The organism is Streptomyces tritici, assembly GCF_048500665.1.
GTDB lineage: Bacteria > Actinomycetota > Actinomycetes > Streptomycetales > Streptomycetaceae > Streptomyces > Streptomyces tritici.
Map to the genome: position 1 here is coordinate 6622889 of NZ_CP183183.1, position 17796 is coordinate 6640684.

Below are 17796 nucleotides of genomic sequence, written 5' to 3' on the forward strand. Positions count from 1 at the left end.
CGTACTCCTCAGGCGGGGGCGGCGGAGAGCCGCCGCGGGTCGAAGAGCTCGATGGGGTGCGCGGTCGCGCCGGTCAGCGCCAGGTCGGCGACGATCTCGCCGACGACGGGCGTGAACTTGAAGCCGTGCCCGGAGAACCCGCAGGCCACGGTCACCGACTCGGGGTGCGCGGGATGCCGGGCGAGGACGAAGTGCTCGTCGGGGGTGTTGGAGTACATGCAGGTGGCGGCCTTCAGGAAGCGGCCCGGCAGGCTCGGCAGACACCGCGACAGCTGGTCGGCCATCGCCGCGACCTCCTCGTCGCGCACCGTCCGGTCGATGGTCTCCGGCGTGCACGGCACGCCCCTGCGGAAGAAGGCGACCTTCGCGCCCTGCTCCGGGCCGTCGATCGCGGGGAAGCCGTAGATCTGGACGCCCTGCGCGTCCTCCCAGATGTAGACCGGATGGCGCTCCGGGCGGAACGCCGCCGTGCCCCCGTCCGGCTGGAACCAGTACATGACCTGCCGCTCGATCGTGAACGGCACGCCCAGGTCGGTGAGCAGCTGCGGCGCCCACGCGCCCGGACAGATCACCAGCTGCCCGGCGGTGTAGCTGTCCTCGGCGGTGTGCACCCGGACCCCTTCGCGGCAGGGCTCCCAGCGCAGCATCGGCTCCTCGAAGTGCAGGTCCGCGCCGCGCTGCGTGGCCAGCTGCAGATGGGCGGCGACGGTGTTCTCCGGGCGGAGCAGCCCGGCCCGCGCCTCGTACAGACCGACCTCGTCGTCGGCCGGGGTCAGCGTCGGGAAGCGGCGGCGCAGCTCCTTCGCGTCGAGCAGTTCGTGCGGCAGGTCCCACTGCAGCGCCGAGCGCAGCGAGCCGGCGACCGTACGGGACTCCCGCCGGCCGACCATCACACCGCCGCACAGCGTCGCGACGTCCCGGCCGGTGTCCCGCTCCAGCGTCTCGTACAGCTCGTACGCCCGCAGCAGCAGCGGCACGTACGCCGGGTCCTCGAAGTACGACTGCCGGGTGATCCGCGAACCGCCGTGGCTGGAACCGCGATTGTGGACCGGACCGAACTTCTCCAGACCGAGGACACGGGCCCCGCGTGCGGACAGATGACAGGCGGCGGCGCTGCCCATCCCGCCGAGGCCGACCACGATCACGTCATAGGCAGGTGACACGGAAAGGTCCTCCCTGGGGGCTGGGTTCAGCGGCGGATGCGTTCCATCCGGGGGTCGAAGAGCGGTTCGTCGGCGACGGTCGCCGGGACCTTCTCGCCGGCGTACTCGATGTGCACCGGCGACCCGGAGGCGAGCGGCGGCAGCCAGGCGTACGCGACGCAGCGCCCGAGCGTGCAGCCGTACGCGGCGCTGGTGACGTACCCGGCGGGGACGCCGTCGACGAGGACCGGCTCCTTGCCGAGCACCACGGCCGCCGGGTCGTCCAGCAGCAGCGCCGTGAGCCGCCGCCGCGGCTCCCCGGCCCGCTCCAGCGCGGCCCGGCCCACGAAGTCGCCCTTGTCCATGCGGACGGCGAAGCCGAGCCCGGCCTCGTACGGGGTGTGCTCCGTGGTCATGTCGTGCCCCCAGGAGCGGTAACCCTTCTCCAGGCGCAGGCTGTTGAAGGCCGAGCGCCCGGCGGCGACCACGCCCAGCGCCTGTCCGGCCTCCCAGAGCGTGTCCCACAGGCGCAGCCCGAGATCGGCGCTGGTGTACAACTCCCAGCCCAGCTCGCCGACATAGCTGAGCCGCAGCGCGGTCACGGGAACATGCCCGACGTACGCCCGCTTCGCCCGGAAGTAGCCGAAGCCCTCGTGCGAGAAGTCGTCCCGGCTCAGCGGCTGCACCAACTCCCGGGCCAGCGGCCCCCACACGCCGATGCAGCAGGTCCCGGACGTCACGTCCCGGACGCTCACCCCCGCGGGGGCGTGCCGCAGCAGCCAGTCCTCGTCGGCGGGGGAGTTGCCCCCGAGCTGGAACCGGTCCTCGGTCAGCCGGGCCACCGTCAGGTCGGACCGGATGCCGCCGGCCTCGTCGAGCAGCAGCGTGTACGTGACCGCGCCGGGCCTCTTCGCCAGGTTGTTGGTGGTCATCCGCTGGAGGAAGGCGAGCGCCCCCGGCCCGGTGACCTCCAGCCGGCGCAGCGGCGTCATGTCGTACAGGGCGACCCGCTCCCGCGTCGCCAGCGCCTCGGCGGCTGCGACCGGCGACCAGTACCGGGCCGACCAGGCGTCCCGCTCCGGGAGTTCGAGCCCCTCGGCGAGCGACGCGTTCGCCTCGTACCAGTGCGGGCGCTCCCAGCCGCCGCCCTCCAGGAAGTACGCGCCCAGCTCCCGCTGGCGGGCGTGGAAGGGCGAGACCCGCAGCGGCCGGGGCCGTTCGATCGGTTGCAGCGGGTGCAGCACGTCGTACACCTCGACGAACTGCTGCGCGCCGCGCTCGGCGACGTACGCGGGGGAGCGCTGCGCCTCCTCGAAGCGGCTCGGCTCGCAGCCGTGCACGTCGACCTGCGGGCGGCCGTCGACCATCCACTCGGCGACCGCCTTCGCGACGCCCGCCGAGTGCGTCACCCACACGGCCTCTGCCAGCCAGAAGCCGCGCAGTTCGCGGGACTCGCCGAGCAGCGGCATCCCGTCGGGGGTGAACGAGAACACCCCGTTGAAGCCCTCCTCGACCCGCGTGTCCGCGAGTGCCGGGAGCAGCCGCCGGCAGTCCTCCCAGCTGGGCGCGAAGTCCTCCGGGGTGAAGGGGTACGAGGACGGCATCACCGGCGCCTCGTCGTACGCGGGGACGGTGAACGGGTCGACGGGCATCGGCCGGTGGGCGTAGCTGCCGATGCCGATGCGGTCGGTGTGCTCGCGGAAGTACAGGTCGCGGTCCTGGAAGCGCAGGATCGGCCGGGTGGCCTCGGTGCGCGGGTCGTTTACGCCGGTGAGCTCGGGCAGCGGCCCGGTCTTCGCGTACTGGTGGGCCAGCGGCAGCAGCGGGACGTCGACGCCGGCGAGCCGGCCCAGCACCGGGCCCCAGAATCCGGCCGCCGAGACGACCAGGTCGGCGGGGAAGGCGCCGTGGTCGGTGACCACGCCGGTGACCCGGCCGCCCTGCCGCTCGACGCCGGTGACGGTGTGCCGGCCGAGGAAGCGGGCCCCGCGCGCCTCGGCGCGGGAGGTCTGGGCGCGGCAGGCGAGGACGGCCCGGGCCAGCCCGTCGTCCGGGGTGTGGAAGCCGCCGAGGACCGTGCGGGTGTCGAGCAGTGGCCACAGCTCGCGGCAGCGCTCGGGGGAGACCAGCTCGCCGCGGACGCCCCAGGAGGCGGCGTACCCGGCGCGGCGGTGCAGTTCCGCCCAGCGCTCCTCGGTGGTGGCGAGCTCCAGGCCGCCGACGGGGTTGAAGCAGGAGAGGCCGTCGATCTCCAGGGAGGTGAACTTCTCGATGGTGTAGCCCGCGAAGTCGCTGAGGGTCTTGGACGGGCTGGTGCGGAAGACCAGGCCGGGGGCGTGCGAGGTGGAGCCGCCCGGTGCGGGCAGCGGGCCCTGGTCGAGGACGGTGACGTCGGTCCAGCCGCGGGCGGTCAGTTCGTCGGCGAGCGAGCAGCCGACGATCCCGGCGCCGACGATCACGACCCGGGGGCCCCGGGAGCGCGCGGCCGTCACAGGACCACCACCGAGCGCAGCACCTCGCCGCGGTGCATCTTGGCGAAGGCGGACTCCACCTCGTCCAGGGCGATCGTCTCGGTGACGAAGGCGTCGAGGTCCAGCAGGCCGTAGAGGTACTGGTCGACGAGGACGGGGAAGTCGCGGCTGGGCAGACAGTCCCCGTACCAGGAGGACTTGAGCGCCCCGCCGCGCGAGAACAGGTCGATCAGCGGCAGGTCGATCCTCATCTCCGGGTCGGGCACGCCGACCTGGACGAGGGTGCCGGCGTGGTCGCGCATGTAGAACGCCTGCCGGTACGTCTCCGGCCGGCCGACGGCGTCGATGGCGAGGTCGACGCCGAACCCGTCGGTGAGCGCCCGCACGGCATCGACGGGGTCCGTGCCGCGGGAGTTGACGGTGTGCGTGGCGCCGAGCTTTTCCGCCAGGTCGAGTTTGCGGTCGTCGACGTCGATGGCGATGACCTTGCGGGCGCCGTTGAGACAGGCGCCGGCGACGGCCGCGTTGCCGACGCCGCCGCAGCCGATCACGGCGACGGTGTCGCCGTTGCCGACCTTGCCGGTGTTCACGGCCGCGCCGTACCCGGCCATCACGCCGCAGCCGATGAGGCCCGCGGCCTCGGGACGGGCGGCCGGGTCGATCTTCACCGCCTGCCCGGCCGCGACGAGGGTCTTCTCGGCGAAGGCGCCGATGCCGAGCGCCGGCGTCAGCGGCGTGCCGTCGGTGAGCGTCATCGGCCGCGCGGCGTTGCGGGAGTCGAAGCAGTACCAGGGGCGGCCCCGGCGGCAGGACCGGCAGGTCCCGCAGGGCGCCCGCCAGGCGAGCACGACGTAGTCGCCCGGCGCGACGTCGGTGACTCCGTCGCCGACGGACGCGACGGTGCCGGCGGCCTCGTGGCCGAGGAGGAACGGGAAGTCGTCGGTGATGGCCCCCTCCCGGTAGTGCAGGTCGGTGTGGCAGACCCCGCAGGCCCGGACGTCGACGAGTACCTCGCCGGGGCCGGGATCCGGCACCACGATCGTCCGCACCTCGACGGGTGCGCCCTTCTTCACGGCAACGGCGGCACGGACCTCATGGGGCACGATGGGCTCCTCGGGTTGTTGCGCAGTGCACGATGGGTTGCGCGATGGGGAACATCGTGGGAGCGACCCGACGGAGCGTCAAGAGGGCGGGTACGAGGCGGCGTAAAACCCGCGGGGGCCCCGCGCCGCCGTTCCCGCCCGGCCGGGGGTGGATACGGCGACGCGGGGCCGGGTGGCTCCCCGGCCCCGCGTCGCGGGGGCGTGCGGCGTGTCGGCCGCAGGACGGCGCGGCCGCCGGCTCAGAACCCGTAACCCATGCGCCGGGACAGCTCGTCGGCGGCGGTGACCGTACGCGCGGCCAGCTCCGGGAGCCGGTCGCGTTCCAGCCGGTACGCCGGGCCCGACACGCTCAGCGCGCCGATCACCCGGCCGTCGTGCGCGCGCACCGGGGCCGCCACCGCGTGCAGCCCGAGCTCCAGTTCCTCGGCGGCGATGGCGAATCCCTGCGCGCAGGCGGCGTCCAGCTCGGCGCGCAGCATGTTCGCGCTGGTCACCGTGTGCTCGGTGAACCGGGGCAGCGCCCGGGCCAGCAGACCCTCCCGCAGCGTCATCGGCAGATGCGCGAGCAGCACCTTGCCGCTGGACGTGGCGTGCAGCGGGGTGCGGCGGCCCAGCCAGTTCTGCGCGGTGACCGAGGCCGAACCGCGGGCCTGCATGATGTTGACCGCCGCGTTGTCGTCGAGGACCGCGATGTTCACCGTCTCACCCAGCTCGTCGGCGAGTTCACGGCAGACCGGCACGCCCTCCTGCGAGATGTCCAGCCGCACGGCCGCCGCGCCGGCCAGCCGCAGCACGCCGGCGCCGAGGAAGTACTTGCCGCGGTCCTGCGCCTGCGAGACCAGGCCGCGGTTCTCCAGCACGCCCAGCAGCCGGAAGGCGGTCGACTTGTGGACCTCCAGCTCGTCGGCGATCTCGGTCACCCCTGCCTCGCCCAGCCGCGCCAGGATCTCCAGGACGCTCACCGCGCGGTCCACGGACTGGATCGCGCCCGAGCCCCCCTTGGGGGCCCGTTCGTGCGTCGTCTCGTCGCTCGTCATCGCTCAACTCTCGCCATCGTGCGGTCGGTCGGGGCGGGATGTCCGGGCAGGCCCTTGACGCGGTGGCAGCGTCGCCCGGATTCTGTTGCGCATAGCGCTCCCTCATGCGCCATACGCAACGCCATGTTACCGAAGAGTCCTGGACCGAGGGGGGCCCGTTGATACCCGTCTGCCGTCTCGAAGACCTTCCCGCCGGCGCCGCCGTCCGCGTCGACACCACGCCGCCGATCGCGGTGTTCAACGCCGACGGCGCGCTGTACGCCATCGACGACACGTGCAGTCATCAGGACGCCTCTCTGTCGGAGGGGTGGCTCGAGGGCTGTCTGGTCGAATGCCCCCTGCACGCCGCGGCATTCGACATTCGCACCGGGGTGCCCACGTGCCTGCCGGCACGGCGTCCCGTCCGCACCCACGAGGTGGTCGTCGCGGACGGAGTCGTGCACGTCCGGCCGGCGTTGGGGGAGGGGAGCGCGGCATGAGGACCGTGACCGTCGTCGGCGCCTCGCTCGCCGGACTGTACGCCGCACGCGCGCTGCGCGCGCAGGGATACGACGGACGGCTGGTGATCGTGGGCGGGGAACCCCACCGCCCGTACGACCGCCCGCCGTTGTCGAAGGGCTTCCTCACCGGGGAGACGACCGAGCCCGAACTGGCCCTCGCAGACGCGGAGGAGGAGGACGAGCTGGCCGTCGAGTGGCTCCTCGGCGTACGCGCCCGGGGCCTCGACGCCCGGGGACGCACCCTCCTGCTGGCTGACGGGCGGACCGTCGCCACGGACGGCCTGGTCGTCGCGACCGGCGCACGGGCACGGCCCCTGCCCGGGGCGGACGGCCTCGGCGGCGTGCACACCCTGCGCACCCTCGACGACGCCCGTGCCCTGCGGGACGCGCTCGCCGGGACGCCGCGCCGCGTCGTCGTCATCGGCGGCGGGTTCATCGGCGCGGAGACCGCCTCGTCCTGCGCCGCCCTCGGGCACGACGTCACCGTCGTGGAGGCGGCCCGCCTGCCGCTGCTGCCTCAACTGGGCCCGGAGATGGCCGGGTTCTGCGCGGGTCTGCACCGCCGTGGGGGAGTGCGGCTGCTGACCGGCGTCGGTGTCCTCGCACTCCACGGGAGGGCGTCCGTCACCGCCGTCGAACTGGCCGACGGCCGGGTGCTGCCCGCGGACGTGGTGATCGTCGGCATCGGCGCCGTCCCCGAGACCGGCTGGCTCGCGGGCTCCGCGCTCGCGGTCGCCGACGGCGTCCTGTGCGACGGCGGCGGTGTCACGGCACTGCCGCAGGTCGTCGCGGCCGGGGACGTGGCCCGCGTCGGAGGGGTGCGCTCCGAGCACTGGACGAGCGCCACGCAGCAGCCGGCGGTCGCGGTGCGCAACCTGCTGGCCGGCCGCACCGTCGAACACGTCCGCCCCGCTCCGTACTTCTGGTCCGACCAGTACGGCGTCCGCATCCAGTTCGCCGGCCGACGAGAGGACGGCGACACGCCCGTCCTTGTGGAGGGATCACCGGAGGAGGCGTCGTTCCTCTGCCGCTACGAGCGCGCCGGTGCCACGACCGCCGTCCTGGCCGTCGACCGTCCCCGCGCCTTCGTCCACGCCCGCCGCGCCCTGGCGCGTACGGGGGAGAGCCCCGTTCCGGCCGGGTGACGGCGAGGCGCCCAGGGCGTGTCGCGCGGGTGCCCGTGGGCTTTTCCGCCACCGGCACCCGGTCACCCGCCAGCCCGCCCCTCCCGCCGCCGGCCGGGAAGCGCGGGACGGCCGAAGGTGAGCAGGAGCTGGTGAAGGCCGGGCTCATCACCACGGCGGCGCTGCCGAGAGGAATCGCGGCGGCCAGGTTCATCGCCCCGTAGTCGAGCATCAGGTGCGGGTTGTACTCCATGCCCAGGTTGACCCACGACCAGCTGAAGAATCCCTCGGGTGAGATGAGGATGGAGAGGCCCAGCACGGCGGAGACCAGGGCGAAGAAGATCAGTCCGGCGCGTACCCCGGCGGCTTTCGCGTCGCTCATCCGCCGTTGTCCTTGCGCTGCCCGACGAGGAAGTCGTCGAAGGTGAAGGTGCCGACCCCGTTGTGCGGGACGAGGTTCGCGCCGTCGGCGAAACCGCGGGCGATCCTGCCCGGCACGCGCAGGGGGACGACACGTCGACGGAGGCCGTGCGCCTGGTTGTAGGCGGTGGCGAGGTCGCGCATGTCGCGCACCTGCGGCCCGCCGATGTCGGGCGCTCTCCCGGCCGGGTCGCCCATGGCGAGACCGGCCAGCCGGTCGGCGACATCGCGGACGTCGACCGGCTGGAACCGGAACCGCTGGAGGGTCAGGGTCAGCGGAAGTCGCCGTTGCCACGCGAAGAAGGTCGCCACCAGGTCGTGGAACTGCGTGGTCCGTTGCACCGTCCACGGCAGCCCGGAGTCCGCGATCATCCGCTCGGCCGCGAGCTTGTCGCGGTAGTACGGAACCGGGATGACGTCGACGCCGACGATGGAGATGTAGACCAGGTGCGGGTTGCTCCCACTCCTCAGAGCCGCGTCGATCAGATTCCGTGCGGCCGTGACGTCTCCCTTGCCGTACGTGGTGGCGCAATGCACGATGGCCCCCACTCCGCGCACGGCGGCGTCCAGTCCGTCTCCTGTCCTCAGGTCACCGACCATGTGCCTGTACGACGTTGCCGCGCCAGGGGGCTGGGCCCGGCGGCTGAGTACTCGGATCTCGCGGTGCCCGTCGTCGAGGCGCTGCACCACGGCTCGTCCCAGCTTTCCGGTTCCACCGGTCACCAGGAAGGGCTGCATGACGTTCTCGTCTCTCTCGGCCGGCCGCCGCTTTGCGGCCGGGAGCTGTCGTCTCACACCCGTACGACCGGCCGGGGCGGCGAAACGTGACATCCCACGGCGCCCGTGCCGCTCGTCACACGCGACGACCCACCCCCGCCGCAGACAGCCAGGACCGGGGGGCTTCCATGAACGACGGGGCCCGGGCCGTTCGGCCCGGGCCCCGCACCGGGGATCAGCAACTCCACCCGCGTGTCACCGGCACCCCTCGCGTCACATCGTCCAGCGCAGCACCGCTCCCAGGCCGCCCGCCGGGCCCGCCTGGCCCGACGGGACCACGAGGACCTCGCCGCCCGCCGCCGCGGCCGCGCGCAGCAGCGCGTCGTCGGCGCGGGCCTGTTCCGGGTGCTCGATGCCCATGGCGCGGGCCTCGTCGCGGCGGACCGCCACGTCGTCGGGGCCCGGGCCGATCCACAGCTCGCGGGCCGTGTCGGCGGCGTCCGGGGTGAGCAGCAGCGTGGCCACCTGGTGGTTGCGGGCCGCGTCCACGACCGCCGGCATGCCCTCCGCGGCCTCGCCGGGGCCGGTGTCCACGGTGGTGACCCGGTGCTCGCCGGGCTTGCCGCGGCCCCTCCGGAACCGTTCGAGCGCCTGGTCCACGCGCTCGCGCGCGTAGCGCTGCCGCACCTCGGCGAGCTGCTGCTCCAGGGCGTCGCGGGAGCCGCCCGCGGCCCGCGAACCGGCGATCTCCACGGCCGCCGTCCGCAGCTGTTCGGACAGCCGCTGCAGCACGGCGCGGCGCTCCCGGGTGTCGCCCGTGAGCACCAGCAGGTCCGCCCCGCTCTCCGGCCAGGCCCGCTCGATCTCGGCCGCGATCGCCTCGGCGGTCGCCTCCCAGGCGTTCTCCACCCGGTGCCGGTAGTGCCACTCGTAACGGTCCTCGGGGATGCTGCGGTGGCCGCGGCTCTGCCACTCGCGGCCGTGCGCCTCGCCGAGCCGCGCCCGTCCCGTTCCGTCCCGCACCTCCAGGTCCGCCCCCGTGCGGTCGATGTACGCGACCAGGCAGCACGGCTCCTCGCCCAGGTACTGCGCCAGCGGGGCGACGTGCGGCAGGGTCGACCAGGTTGCCAGGATGCTCGGCGGGCTGACCGTCAGCGGCACGTCGAGCACGACCTCCGCGCCGGCCGCGAAGACCGCCCGTCCGGGCGGGGCGCCGGAGACGGGCTCGTGCGAGAGGCGGTCGATCACGGCCCGGGTGGTGTACCCGTCCGCGCCCGCGTCGATGAGCTGCGCCGCGACGGCGCGCTCCCGCAGCTCCTGGATCTTGCGCCCGTCCTCGGTCGCGCGCGTCGTGTCGATGTAGACCGAGGCCCAGGGCCCCAGCCGGGTGAAGAGCGGTGCGAGGAAGCCGAGTTCCATGACGTCCTCCTCCGGAGGCTGGTCGTGAACACGGAAGCGGAATCGGATCGCCCCCTTCCGTGCGCTGATGCCCCCGGAGGGCCCTCGCAAACCCCTCAGCAGCGCGGACGCACGGCCCGCGCGGGGTCCAGGGCATTGAGCACCAGACGCTCGGCCACGGCGTCGTAGCTGATGTCCACGTGCTCGGTGGTGTTCAGCGGGCAGAAGCCCTGGACCTTCTGGTTCGTGACGTTGGGGCGGGGAGCGAGGTACCCCGAGGTGTACGGGCTGACCACCTCGTCGTGCCGAGTGACGATCACCGTGTACGTGACGTCCGGATGCGTCTCGCCGCCCTGGTTCAGCTCCTCCAGGAAGTCCGAACCGGTCACCTGCTGCGAGCACGCCGTACAGGTCGCTCCCGTGAGGGTCCGACCGCCCGGGAAGGCGGCCGCCAGCAGGCCGAGGCCCCACAGCGAGGTGCCGTGGTTGGTGGGGGCGAGGGCGATCAACTTGTCGACCTTCGCCGCCCCGCCCAGACTCTTGATGTAGTGGCGGGGCATCATGCCGCCCTGCGAGTGCCCGACCAGGTCGACCTTCGCCGCGCCCGTGGCGGAGCGCACCCGGTCGACGAACGCGGCCAACTGTCCGGCCGACAGCGCGAGGTCGCCGGTGCCGGCGACCGGACCGGAGCCGCTGCCGCCGTGGTTCGTCGCGAAGACGCAGTACCCCTGCTGCTTCAAACGGGGCGCGAGCCCCGCCCAGTTGACGTACCGGTTCTCGAAGGTGCCGTGCACCAGGACCACCGGGCGCGGACGGGCGGCGTCCGGGCGGCAGTCCCAGTCGTTGGCGCCGGACGGCACGGCCGTGGGGTGCAGCAGCGCGTACGCGAAGGCGGACGCGAAGTCGTCCTGCGGCGGGCCCACGGGGTCGGTTGCGGCGACACCGTCGTCCGTCGCGGAGACGCCGTCACCGGTCGCGGAGACGCCGTGGGCGGACGGCAGGCTGCCGGCCAGGCCGAGGCCCACGGCGGCGGCGACGCCCGTGGCGGCAGCGATCAGTCTGATCCTCAGGGTGCGCATGGGGTACCTCCGGCGGTGTGCGGGTGGGGGCGCGCCGACGGCCCGGGGGGAGGCCCGTGACACTGCCTCCGGGAATCCCCCAAGGGAGAGAGACACAGAAGCTACCGGCGCGTAACGTCGGTTCCACACTGGAGCCGAGCGCGCGAGCCGAACCAGGGAGAGCACCCACGGGGCCGGGGAAACTGTCATGGGCGTGACCGTTTTCCGGCCGCCCGCCTCACCCTGCGCAGCCCCCGAGCACCGGCGTCCGCCCGCCCGCCCCCACGAGACGGAGCCGCAGCGATGGCCTCACCGGCCGAGACGTTCCCGCGTCAGCCCTGGCACGAGCTGCCCCCGGTCCTCGCCGGCCTCATCCGGCCCCGGATCGACGCCATCGTCACCGAGATGGTCCAGGCGATCCGCGACGAGGTGCCCTCCTACCGGCGGCCCACCGACTCCGCCGTCGGCCGCGACCTCGTCGAGTCCATCCGGCGGGCCCTGCGCCAGTTCGCCGAACTCGTCGAGCACCCCGACAGCCCCCAGGACCACCACCTCGAACACTTCCGGCAGCTCGGCCGCATCGAGTTCCTCGGCGGCCGCACCACCGACGGCATCCAGGCCGCCTTCCGGGTCGGCGCCCGCATCGGCAGCCGCCGGTACGCCGAACTCGTCCAAGGCGCCGCACTGCCTCCGGAGACCGTCGTCCCGCTCCACGAGGCCGTGCTCATCCACATCAACGCCCTCTCCAACGAGGCCGTCAAAGGCTTCCTCTCCGCTCGGCTGCGCTCCGAGGGCGAGGTGAAACGCGCCCGCCGCGCCCTGACCGAGCGCCTCCTCGAACAGCCCCGCGCCGGGGACCGAGCCCCGGTCGCCCCCGTGGCCGCGCTGGCCGCGCTGGCCGAGCGCGCCGAGTGGCCCCTGCCCCGTAGCGTCGCCTGTGTCGTCGTCCGCGGGGCCGGGCCTCTCGCCCTGCCCGCCGGGGACACCGCCCTGCTCACCGCGCACCGCGGCAACGACGCCGTCCTCGTCGTGCCCGACCCCGAGTCCGGCGGCCCCGTCGACCGGGCCCGGGCCGCCGCCCGCGGCCGCCTCGCCGCCCTCGGCCCCGCCGTCGGCGTCGACGAGGCGTGGCTCTCGCTCCAGTGCGCCCGGCTCGCCCTGGACCGCCGGACGGACGCGCGTGCCGAACTGTTCCTCCGCGTCGACGAGGAACTGGCCGAGCTCCAGCTGCTGCGCGGTGCGCCCGTCGGCCGCCTGCTCGGCCGACGGGTCCTCGCCGCCTTCGCCGGCCTGCCCAGCGGCCGGGCCGTGCGGCTCGCCGAGACGCTCGACGCCCTGCTGATGTCCTGGGGCCGCACCGCCCCCGAGGTCGCCCGCGCCCTCGGCATCCACCCCCAGACCGCCCGCCGCCGGCTCCGCCAGCTCGACGAGCTGTTCGGCGACCGCCTCGCCGACCCCCGCTTCCGCTTCGAGGCTCTCCTCGCCCTCCGTACCCGGGCCCTCGGCACCGACGCCGAGTGAAGCCCGGCCCGGGAGCCGCACCATGGAGAACGGGACGACCGACATAACGGGGACCACCGACACACGGAGAGGTGCACGTGCACGTGGACGTGACGCGCGAGTCCGGCCAGGGCAGGACCGGCCCTCTGGTCCTCTACGCGAACCTCGTGTCCGACCTCGCCGTGGAGCTGGAAGAGCGTGACCTGCTCAGCGGCTGGGCGGAACAGGCACCGAGAGAGGTGTGGCTGCTCGGGCCGGGCGACGTCCTGGTGTCGCCGGTGCCGGTCGACGAGGCGTTCCTCCGGTACGCCTGCGCCCTGACGGGGGTGCCCCGCGACGCGGTCACGGTGCTCGCCCTGCCGGACGCGTTCCCGGTGCCCGGCCGGCCGACCCCGGACCGTACGGCGGTCGAGGAGGTGCGCACGGCGGCCGGGGGCCGGCCGGTCGCCGCGGTCCTCCCCACGGCCCTCGACACGGCCGTGCTGGGCCTGGCGCGGGGGCTCGGCGCCCCCGTGGCCCCGTACGCCTCGGCAGCCGCGGCCGAAGCCGCCCTGGAGGTGACCCGACGCCTCAACACCAAGGCCGGATTCCGCCAGGCGGCCATCGGCCGGGGCATGAGGGTGCCGGACGGGCGGGTCTGCCGCCGTGCCGGGGTGCCGGACGCGGCGGCGGAGCTGCTCGCGAAGCACGGCCGGGTCGTGGTCAAGCCGGACCGGTCCGCGGGCGGGCACGGCCTGCGCTTCCTCGCGGCGGCGGAAGGACCGTGGACCGGGGCCGACCTCGCCCCGGTGGGCGGGCCCGCCGGGCTCTGGGTCGTCGAGGAACTGATCGACGTGGCGCGCTCGGTCAGCGTCCAGGCGGAGACGGGGCCCGACGGCCCGAACGTGCTGTTCAGCGGCGAGATGCGCACCGAGGCGGGTTGTTTCACGGGGTACGCGTCTCCGCTGCCGCCCTCGCCCGACGGGACCGGGCCGACGCTGGAGCGGTGGGGGCGTTCCCTGGGTACGTACCTCGCGGAGCGCGGGTACGCGGGGCCCTTCAGCATCGACGCGATGGTGTCGGCCTCGGGCGAACTGATCGCGGGGGAGAGCAACGTCCGGCGCACCGCCACGACCACGCCGCACGCCATGGTGGCCCGTCTGGCGGCCGCGGCGGTGACCGGTCGTCCGGCGTGGGCGACGGCCAGGCTGCGGGCCCCGGCGGCGTACTCCTTCGACGAGGCCGTGGCGCGGCTGCGCTCCGCAGGCGTGGCCTACGATCCCGCGCGCGGAGCGGGGATCGTGCTGTACGCCGGGCCGCCGCCGGACGGCCGGACCTGGCGCTACGCGGCGATCGCGCACGATTCTGCCGCGGTGGCGGGCTACGAGGAGCGCCTGCGGTCGTCCTGGGCCTGACGCGGCCGAGTCGGCCACTCACCGGAGGCTGGACGGCAGTTCCTCCAGAAACGCCGCGAGGGTACGGACGCCGAGGTGGAGGGCCTCGGTCTCGACCTTCTCGTCCGGGCCGTGCCAGCCGTCGCCGGGCAGTCCCGTGCCGAAGAACAGCACCGGGGCGTCACAGGCGCGGGCCAGCTGCGCCGCGGGCGCGGCGCCGCCGTTGCCGATCAGGCGGGGCGGCGACCCGTACGCGCGGCCGACGGCGCGCACGAGCGCGGCGAGCGCCGGGTGACGCTCGGGCGTGCGGTAGGGGTCGGAGCGCGTGGAGGAGATGCTCAGGTCGTAGCCGAAGCCGGGGCGGCGGCGGGCGGCCAGCCAGGCCCGCAGCTGGTCGGCGACCTCCTCGGCCCGCTGATCGGGCACGAGCCTGAGCAGCAGGTCCGCGCCGGCCTCCGCGGGGATCAGACCCAGCGACGGCGAGTCCGTGCGCCCGGCCGTGAGACGGGCCACCTCCACGGCGGGGCGGGTCCACAGCCGCTCGGGCGCGGTGAAGCCCTTCTCCCCGTCGGCGGCGAACGTGCCGGTGTCGGCCAGCCACCGCGGCAGGTCGAAGGGCAGCGAGTCGAGGGACGCGCGGAGATCCGGGGCCGGGTCGGCCACCGCGTCGTAGAAACCCGGCAGCGCGACCCGACGGGAGTCGTCGGTCAGCAGGCCCACGAGCCGGCCGAGTTCGAGGGCCGCGTCGGCGGCGGCGCCGGACACCGCGCCGCTGTGCAGGTCCCGTGCGGCGCCGCGGACGGTGAGGGAGGCGGTGACCGAGCCGCGGACCGCGGCGCACACGGTCGCTTCCCGCACGGACCACAGCATGGTGTCCGACACCATGACCACGTCGGCCGACAGTTCGTCGGCGTGCTCGGAGAGCAGGTCGGCCAGGTGGACCGAGCCGATCTCCTCCTCGCCCTCGATCAGGTACTTCACCGTCACCGCCGGGGCGGCCCGGTGCGCGAGGTGTGTGCGGACGGCCCCCAGATGGGCCATGATCTGCCCCTTGGCGTCGGAGGCCCCCCGCCCGTACAGCCGTCCGCCCCGCCGGAGCGGCGAGAACGGCGCCGTCACCTCCCACTCGGCGGCGTCCGCGGCATGGACGTCGTGGTGGCTGTAGACGAGCAGAACGGGCGCGCCGGGATCCTCGGCCGGCAGGCACCCGTACACGGCCGGCAGCCCGTCGGTCTCCCACACCTCGACACGCGCGAAACCGATGCCCCGCAGCCGGTCCGCCAACCAGCCGGCGGACCGCCGCACGTCGCCGGCCCGGCCGGGGTCGGACGACACGGACGGAATGCCCACCCACTCCGCCAGCGCACTCATATCGACCCACCCGGTGGAGTTCATGGGGAGCGCCTGCCCGGGTTCGCCGGGCGGGAACCCGTTGATCCGCCCCGGCCCTACGGGAGATCATGGTCGGGACCGGTCGGGGTGGACACAGCAGTACGGGGGCGGGGGAATCATGGTGGCGTTCCACGCCTCGGCACTGGACGGAGTGGCCCGCAACCCTGCGCTGCCGACGCCGCTGCTCCTGCGCCTGCTCGCGGCGGACGGGGACGGATACCGTCCGCCGCGTGACGCCGTCCAGCGCGCCGGACTCCCCGAGCCGGCCGTCGTGGCGATCCTGACCCATCCGGACCCGGGCGTCCGGATCGACTTCGCCATGAGCGCCAGGGCGCGGCCCGCACAACGGGCACGGCTCGCGGACGATCCTTCTCCCAAGGTGCGGACCGCTCTCGCGTACGGACCCGAGGTGTACGGTGCGCGCACCAGGGTCGCGCCGCTCCCGGACGCCGTGTGCGTCCGCCTGCTCGACGACCCCGTCCCTGCCGTTCGGACGGCTCTGCTGGAATCGCCCCACGTGGCACCGTCGTTCGTGGCATGGATGGCCGCCCATCACAGCGCGGCGGCGCGCCGGGAAGCGGTGCGTGCCTGGGAGACGCTGCCGCCGGGCGAGCGATCGGCACTGCTGGCCGACCCCGACCCCCAGGTACGACGTGCCGCCGCGCTGTGGCAGTGCCGCCGGGACGCACGCCTCACCGCCGAACTCCTCCGCGATCCGGATTCCGCCGCCGCGGCGGCGCGCCGAGGGCTCCTCGCCCGCGCCGACGCGGAGCGGTGCGTCGCCGCGCGGACGCACCTGGCGGCTCTCGCGGAGAACCCTTCGTTGCCGGCCGGCCTGGTGGAGCGGCTCGCCGTCGACCCCGACGAGGCCGTACGGCTCGCGGTCTCCCTGAGGCCCGAGCTGGACGACACGCGGCGCACCGCGATCCACTCCACGGTCGAGGGTGCCGCCGGGAGCGTCGGCGTGCGGTGGGTACGGGACGGGCTCGCCGACCCCGAGGTGCTGCGGCGCGCCGCGACCTCCGCCCACCCGCTGCTCCGGCGCGCCGCCGCGCTGAGCCCCCACCTGCCGCCCGACCTGCTGCGCCTGCTCGCCCGCGCCGAGGACCCGCAGGTGGATGAGTCCCTGGCCGTCTTCCACCCCGACACTCCGGAGGAGGTCCTGATGCGTGTCCACGCGAGGCTCGGCAGGACGTTCTCCGCCTGGATGGCGGAGACGCACCCCCGCTTTCCCCGCGAGGGCCTCGCCGCCCGCTACGCGGACCACCCGGACGGGAACTTCCGCCGACTGGCCGTCCGGGACCCGGCCGCCACGCCGGCACTGATCGAACGCCTCAGCCATGACCCCGTGGCCGGGACGCGCCAGGCGGCGGCCGGCGACCCGCGCCTTCCCCTCCACCGCCTCCGCGAGGCGCTCCACGTCCCCGAACTGGCCTCGAGCGCCGGCGCGAACCCGGCGCTCCCCGAGCCCGACATGGCCGCCGTCCTGGACCGCGCCGGCGTGCCCGCCTGACCACCGACCGGTCGTCGCAGAGCCACACTCGCGCGGCCTACGTCCAGCCCCGGGCCGCCTCCAGGAGGTGGTCGCGGACCAGGGCGACGTGCGGGTTGGTGGAGGAGCCGGGGCGTTGGACGAGGAAGGCGGTGTTGATCGGAGGGTCGTCCGGTTCGTGGAGGGCGACGAGTGTTCCCGAGGCCAGTTCGGCGGCGCAGAGGTAGCGGGGGAGCACGGTGAAGCCGATGCCGCCCGCCACCGCGGCCTTCACCGCGTTCAGGTCGGGCACGGTCAGCGCCGGCTGGCGGGTCAGGCGCTTGCCGAAGACGTGGCGCCAGTAGCGGCGCACGATCGGTACGTCCTCCGCGTACGCGACCAGGGGTGCGCCGTGCAGCGCCGCCGGGCCGTCCGCCGCGATCCGCGCCGGGCCGCCGATCCGTTCCGCCCACGGTGGCGAGGCGACCAGGACGAACTCCTCGTCGGACAGCGGCACCGAGGCCAGCGTGCGGCCGCGTGGCCGGTACGTCGCGAGGACCAGGTCGTACCGGCCCGCCCGCAGCTCCTCCAGCAGCGGTTCGGTGAGGCCGGGCGTGATGCGCAGCCGCACGCCCCCGTCCATCAGCGGCGCGAGCCCGGGCAGCACGGAGTGGGTCAGCAGCTCGACGGGCCCCGCGAGCTGCACCGGCTCCGGGACGGCGTCGTCCGCCGCGCCGCCCGGACCGGTGACCGCAGCCAGCGCGTCGAGCGGCTCGACGACCCGCGCGGCCAGATCGTCCGCGAACGGCCCCGGGGCCACCCCGCGCGCCAGCCGCTGGAACAGCTCCCGGCCCAACTGCCGCTCCAGCGCCCGGACCTGCGTGGTCACGGTCGGCTGCGACAGGCCCAGCAGGCGGGCCGCGGCCGTGAAGGACCCCGTGCGGTACACGGCCAGGAACGTCCGCAGCAGGTTCAGGTCCAGCGCCCCGGACCCCGCGCCCCCCGAGGCGCGCCCCTCTCCGCCAGGGGAACCGCCATTGGAATTTCTATTCCTCATATGCCCGAGCCTATTGGATTTCGATGGGTGGCC

General features: G+C 74.5%; 14 protein-coding genes. 5 read left to right on the forward strand and 9 right to left on the reverse strand.

Annotation, left to right across the window (positions count from 1 at the left end):
- Positions 1–8 precede the first annotated feature (8 nt).
- The 4 genes from solA to ACNJ93_RS30475 all read right to left on the reverse strand — a co-directional run bounded on the left by solA (position 9) and on the right by ACNJ93_RS30475 (position 5753).
- Entirely contained in the window at positions 9–1163 is a 1155-nt protein-coding gene (gene solA, locus ACNJ93_RS30460; RefSeq protein WP_418960677.1) for an N-methyl-L-tryptophan oxidase, read from the reverse strand.
- 26 nt (positions 1164–1189) lie between these two features.
- Entirely contained in the window at positions 1190–3634 is a 2445-nt protein-coding gene (locus tag ACNJ93_RS30465; RefSeq protein WP_418960678.1) for a GcvT family protein, read from the reverse strand.
- A complete protein-coding gene (locus ACNJ93_RS30470) occupies positions 3631–4716 on the reverse strand; it encodes an S-(hydroxymethyl)mycothiol dehydrogenase (protein WP_418960679.1) in 1086 nt (361 codons plus the stop codon). The genes ACNJ93_RS30465 and ACNJ93_RS30470 overlap by 4 nt, the downstream gene beginning before the upstream one ends.
- A gap of 239 nt (positions 4717–4955) precedes the next feature.
- Complete coding sequence (locus ACNJ93_RS30475; protein ID WP_418960680.1) at positions 4956–5753, reverse strand: IclR family transcriptional regulator; 798 nt, start codon at positions 5751–5753, stop codon at positions 4956–4958.
- 158 nt (positions 5754–5911) lie between these two features.
- On the opposite strand from ACNJ93_RS30475, the gene ACNJ93_RS30480 reads away from it, so the two are divergent.
- Both ACNJ93_RS30480 and ACNJ93_RS30485 read left to right on the forward strand, forming a co-directional pair.
- Positions 5912–6232, forward strand: coding sequence for a bifunctional 3-phenylpropionate/cinnamic acid dioxygenase ferredoxin subunit (locus tag ACNJ93_RS30480; protein ID WP_418961582.1), 321 nt, complete (start codon positions 5912–5914; stop codon positions 6230–6232).
- Positions 6229–7398, forward strand: a complete 1170-nt coding sequence (locus tag ACNJ93_RS30485; RefSeq protein ID WP_418960681.1) for an NAD(P)/FAD-dependent oxidoreductase — start codon at positions 6229–6231, stop codon at positions 7396–7398. The genes ACNJ93_RS30480 and ACNJ93_RS30485 overlap by 4 nt, the downstream gene beginning before the upstream one ends.
- A gap of 357 nt (positions 7399–7755) precedes the next feature.
- On the opposite strand, the gene ACNJ93_RS30490 is transcribed toward ACNJ93_RS30485, so the two are convergent.
- The 3 genes from ACNJ93_RS30490 to ACNJ93_RS30500 all read right to left on the reverse strand — a co-directional run bounded on the left by ACNJ93_RS30490 (position 7756) and on the right by ACNJ93_RS30500 (position 10991).
- Entirely contained in the window at positions 7756–8535 is a 780-nt protein-coding gene (locus tag ACNJ93_RS30490) for an SDR family oxidoreductase (RefSeq protein WP_418960682.1), read from the reverse strand.
- 252 nt (positions 8536–8787) lie between these two features.
- The gene (locus ACNJ93_RS30495) at positions 8788–9933 is read right to left on the reverse strand and encodes a hypothetical protein (protein ID WP_418960683.1); all 1146 of its coding nucleotides are present in this window, start codon (positions 9931–9933) and stop codon (positions 8788–8790) included.
- A 95-nt stretch (positions 9934–10028) separates the two neighbouring features.
- Positions 10029–10991, reverse strand: coding sequence for an esterase/lipase family protein (locus tag ACNJ93_RS30500; protein ID WP_418960684.1), 963 nt, complete (start codon positions 10989–10991; stop codon positions 10029–10031).
- Between the two features lie 282 nt (positions 10992–11273).
- Here ACNJ93_RS30500 and ACNJ93_RS30505 point away from each other — a divergent pair, with 282 nt between their 5' ends.
- Both ACNJ93_RS30505 and ACNJ93_RS30510 read left to right on the forward strand, forming a co-directional pair.
- Positions 11274–12491, forward strand: coding sequence for a helix-turn-helix domain-containing protein (locus ACNJ93_RS30505; RefSeq protein ID WP_418960685.1), 1218 nt, complete (start codon positions 11274–11276; stop codon positions 12489–12491).
- An 83-nt stretch (positions 12492–12574) separates the two neighbouring features.
- A complete protein-coding gene (locus ACNJ93_RS30510) occupies positions 12575–13864 on the forward strand; it encodes a peptide ligase PGM1-related protein (RefSeq protein ID WP_418960686.1) in 1290 nt (429 codons plus the stop codon).
- Positions 13865–13882: 18 nt separating this feature from the next.
- Here ACNJ93_RS30510 and ACNJ93_RS30515 read toward each other — a convergent pair whose 3' ends face one another.
- Positions 13883–15238 (reverse strand): M20/M25/M40 family metallo-hydrolase, encoded by a 1356-nt coding sequence (locus tag ACNJ93_RS30515; protein WP_418960687.1) that lies wholly within the window; start codon positions 15236–15238, stop codon positions 13883–13885.
- Between the two features lie 115 nt (positions 15239–15353).
- Between ACNJ93_RS30515 and ACNJ93_RS30520 the strand changes: the two genes are divergently transcribed.
- On the forward strand, positions 15354–16748 hold the full coding sequence (locus ACNJ93_RS30520; RefSeq protein ID WP_418960688.1) for a Mucin-2: 1395 nt from the start codon (positions 15354–15356) through the stop codon (positions 16746–16748).
- A 37-nt stretch (positions 16749–16785) separates the two neighbouring features.
- On the opposite strand, the gene ACNJ93_RS30525 is transcribed toward ACNJ93_RS30520, so the two are convergent.
- Complete coding sequence (locus ACNJ93_RS30525) at positions 16786–17763, reverse strand: LysR family transcriptional regulator (protein WP_418960689.1); 978 nt, start codon at positions 17761–17763, stop codon at positions 16786–16788.
- Positions 17764–17796: the final 33 nt, after the last annotated feature.

What these genes read in the sequence shown, in the direction of transcription:
- ACNJ93_RS30485 (WP_418960681.1), top strand. Translation starts at nt 6,229, where the DNA reads ATGAGGACCGTGACCGTCGTCGGCGCCTCGCTCGCCGGACTGTACGCC.
- ACNJ93_RS30475 (WP_418960680.1), bottom strand. Translation starts at nt 5,753, where the DNA reads ATGACGAGCGACGAGACGACGCACGAACGGGCCCCCAAGGGGGGCTCG.
- ACNJ93_RS30490 (WP_418960682.1), bottom strand. Translation starts at nt 8,535, where the DNA reads ATGCAGCCCTTCCTGGTGACCGGTGGAACCGGAAAGCTGGGACGAGCC.
- ACNJ93_RS30495 (WP_418960683.1), bottom strand. Translation starts at nt 9,933, where the DNA reads ATGGAACTCGGCTTCCTCGCACCGCTCTTCACCCGGCTGGGGCCCTGG.
- ACNJ93_RS30520 (WP_418960688.1), top strand. Translation starts at nt 15,354, where the DNA reads ATGGTGGCGTTCCACGCCTCGGCACTGGACGGAGTGGCCCGCAACCCT.
- ACNJ93_RS30515 (WP_418960687.1), bottom strand. Translation starts at nt 15,238, where the DNA reads ATGAACTCCACCGGGTGGGTCGATATGAGTGCGCTGGCGGAGTGGGTG.
- ACNJ93_RS30500 (WP_418960684.1), bottom strand. Translation starts at nt 10,991, where the DNA reads ATGCGCACCCTGAGGATCAGACTGATCGCTGCCGCCACGGGCGTCGCC.
- ACNJ93_RS30505 (WP_418960685.1), top strand. Translation starts at nt 11,274, where the DNA reads ATGGCCTCACCGGCCGAGACGTTCCCGCGTCAGCCCTGGCACGAGCTG.
- ACNJ93_RS30525 (WP_418960689.1), bottom strand. Translation starts at nt 17,763, where the DNA reads ATGAGGAATAGAAATTCCAATGGCGGTTCCCCTGGCGGAGAGGGGCGC.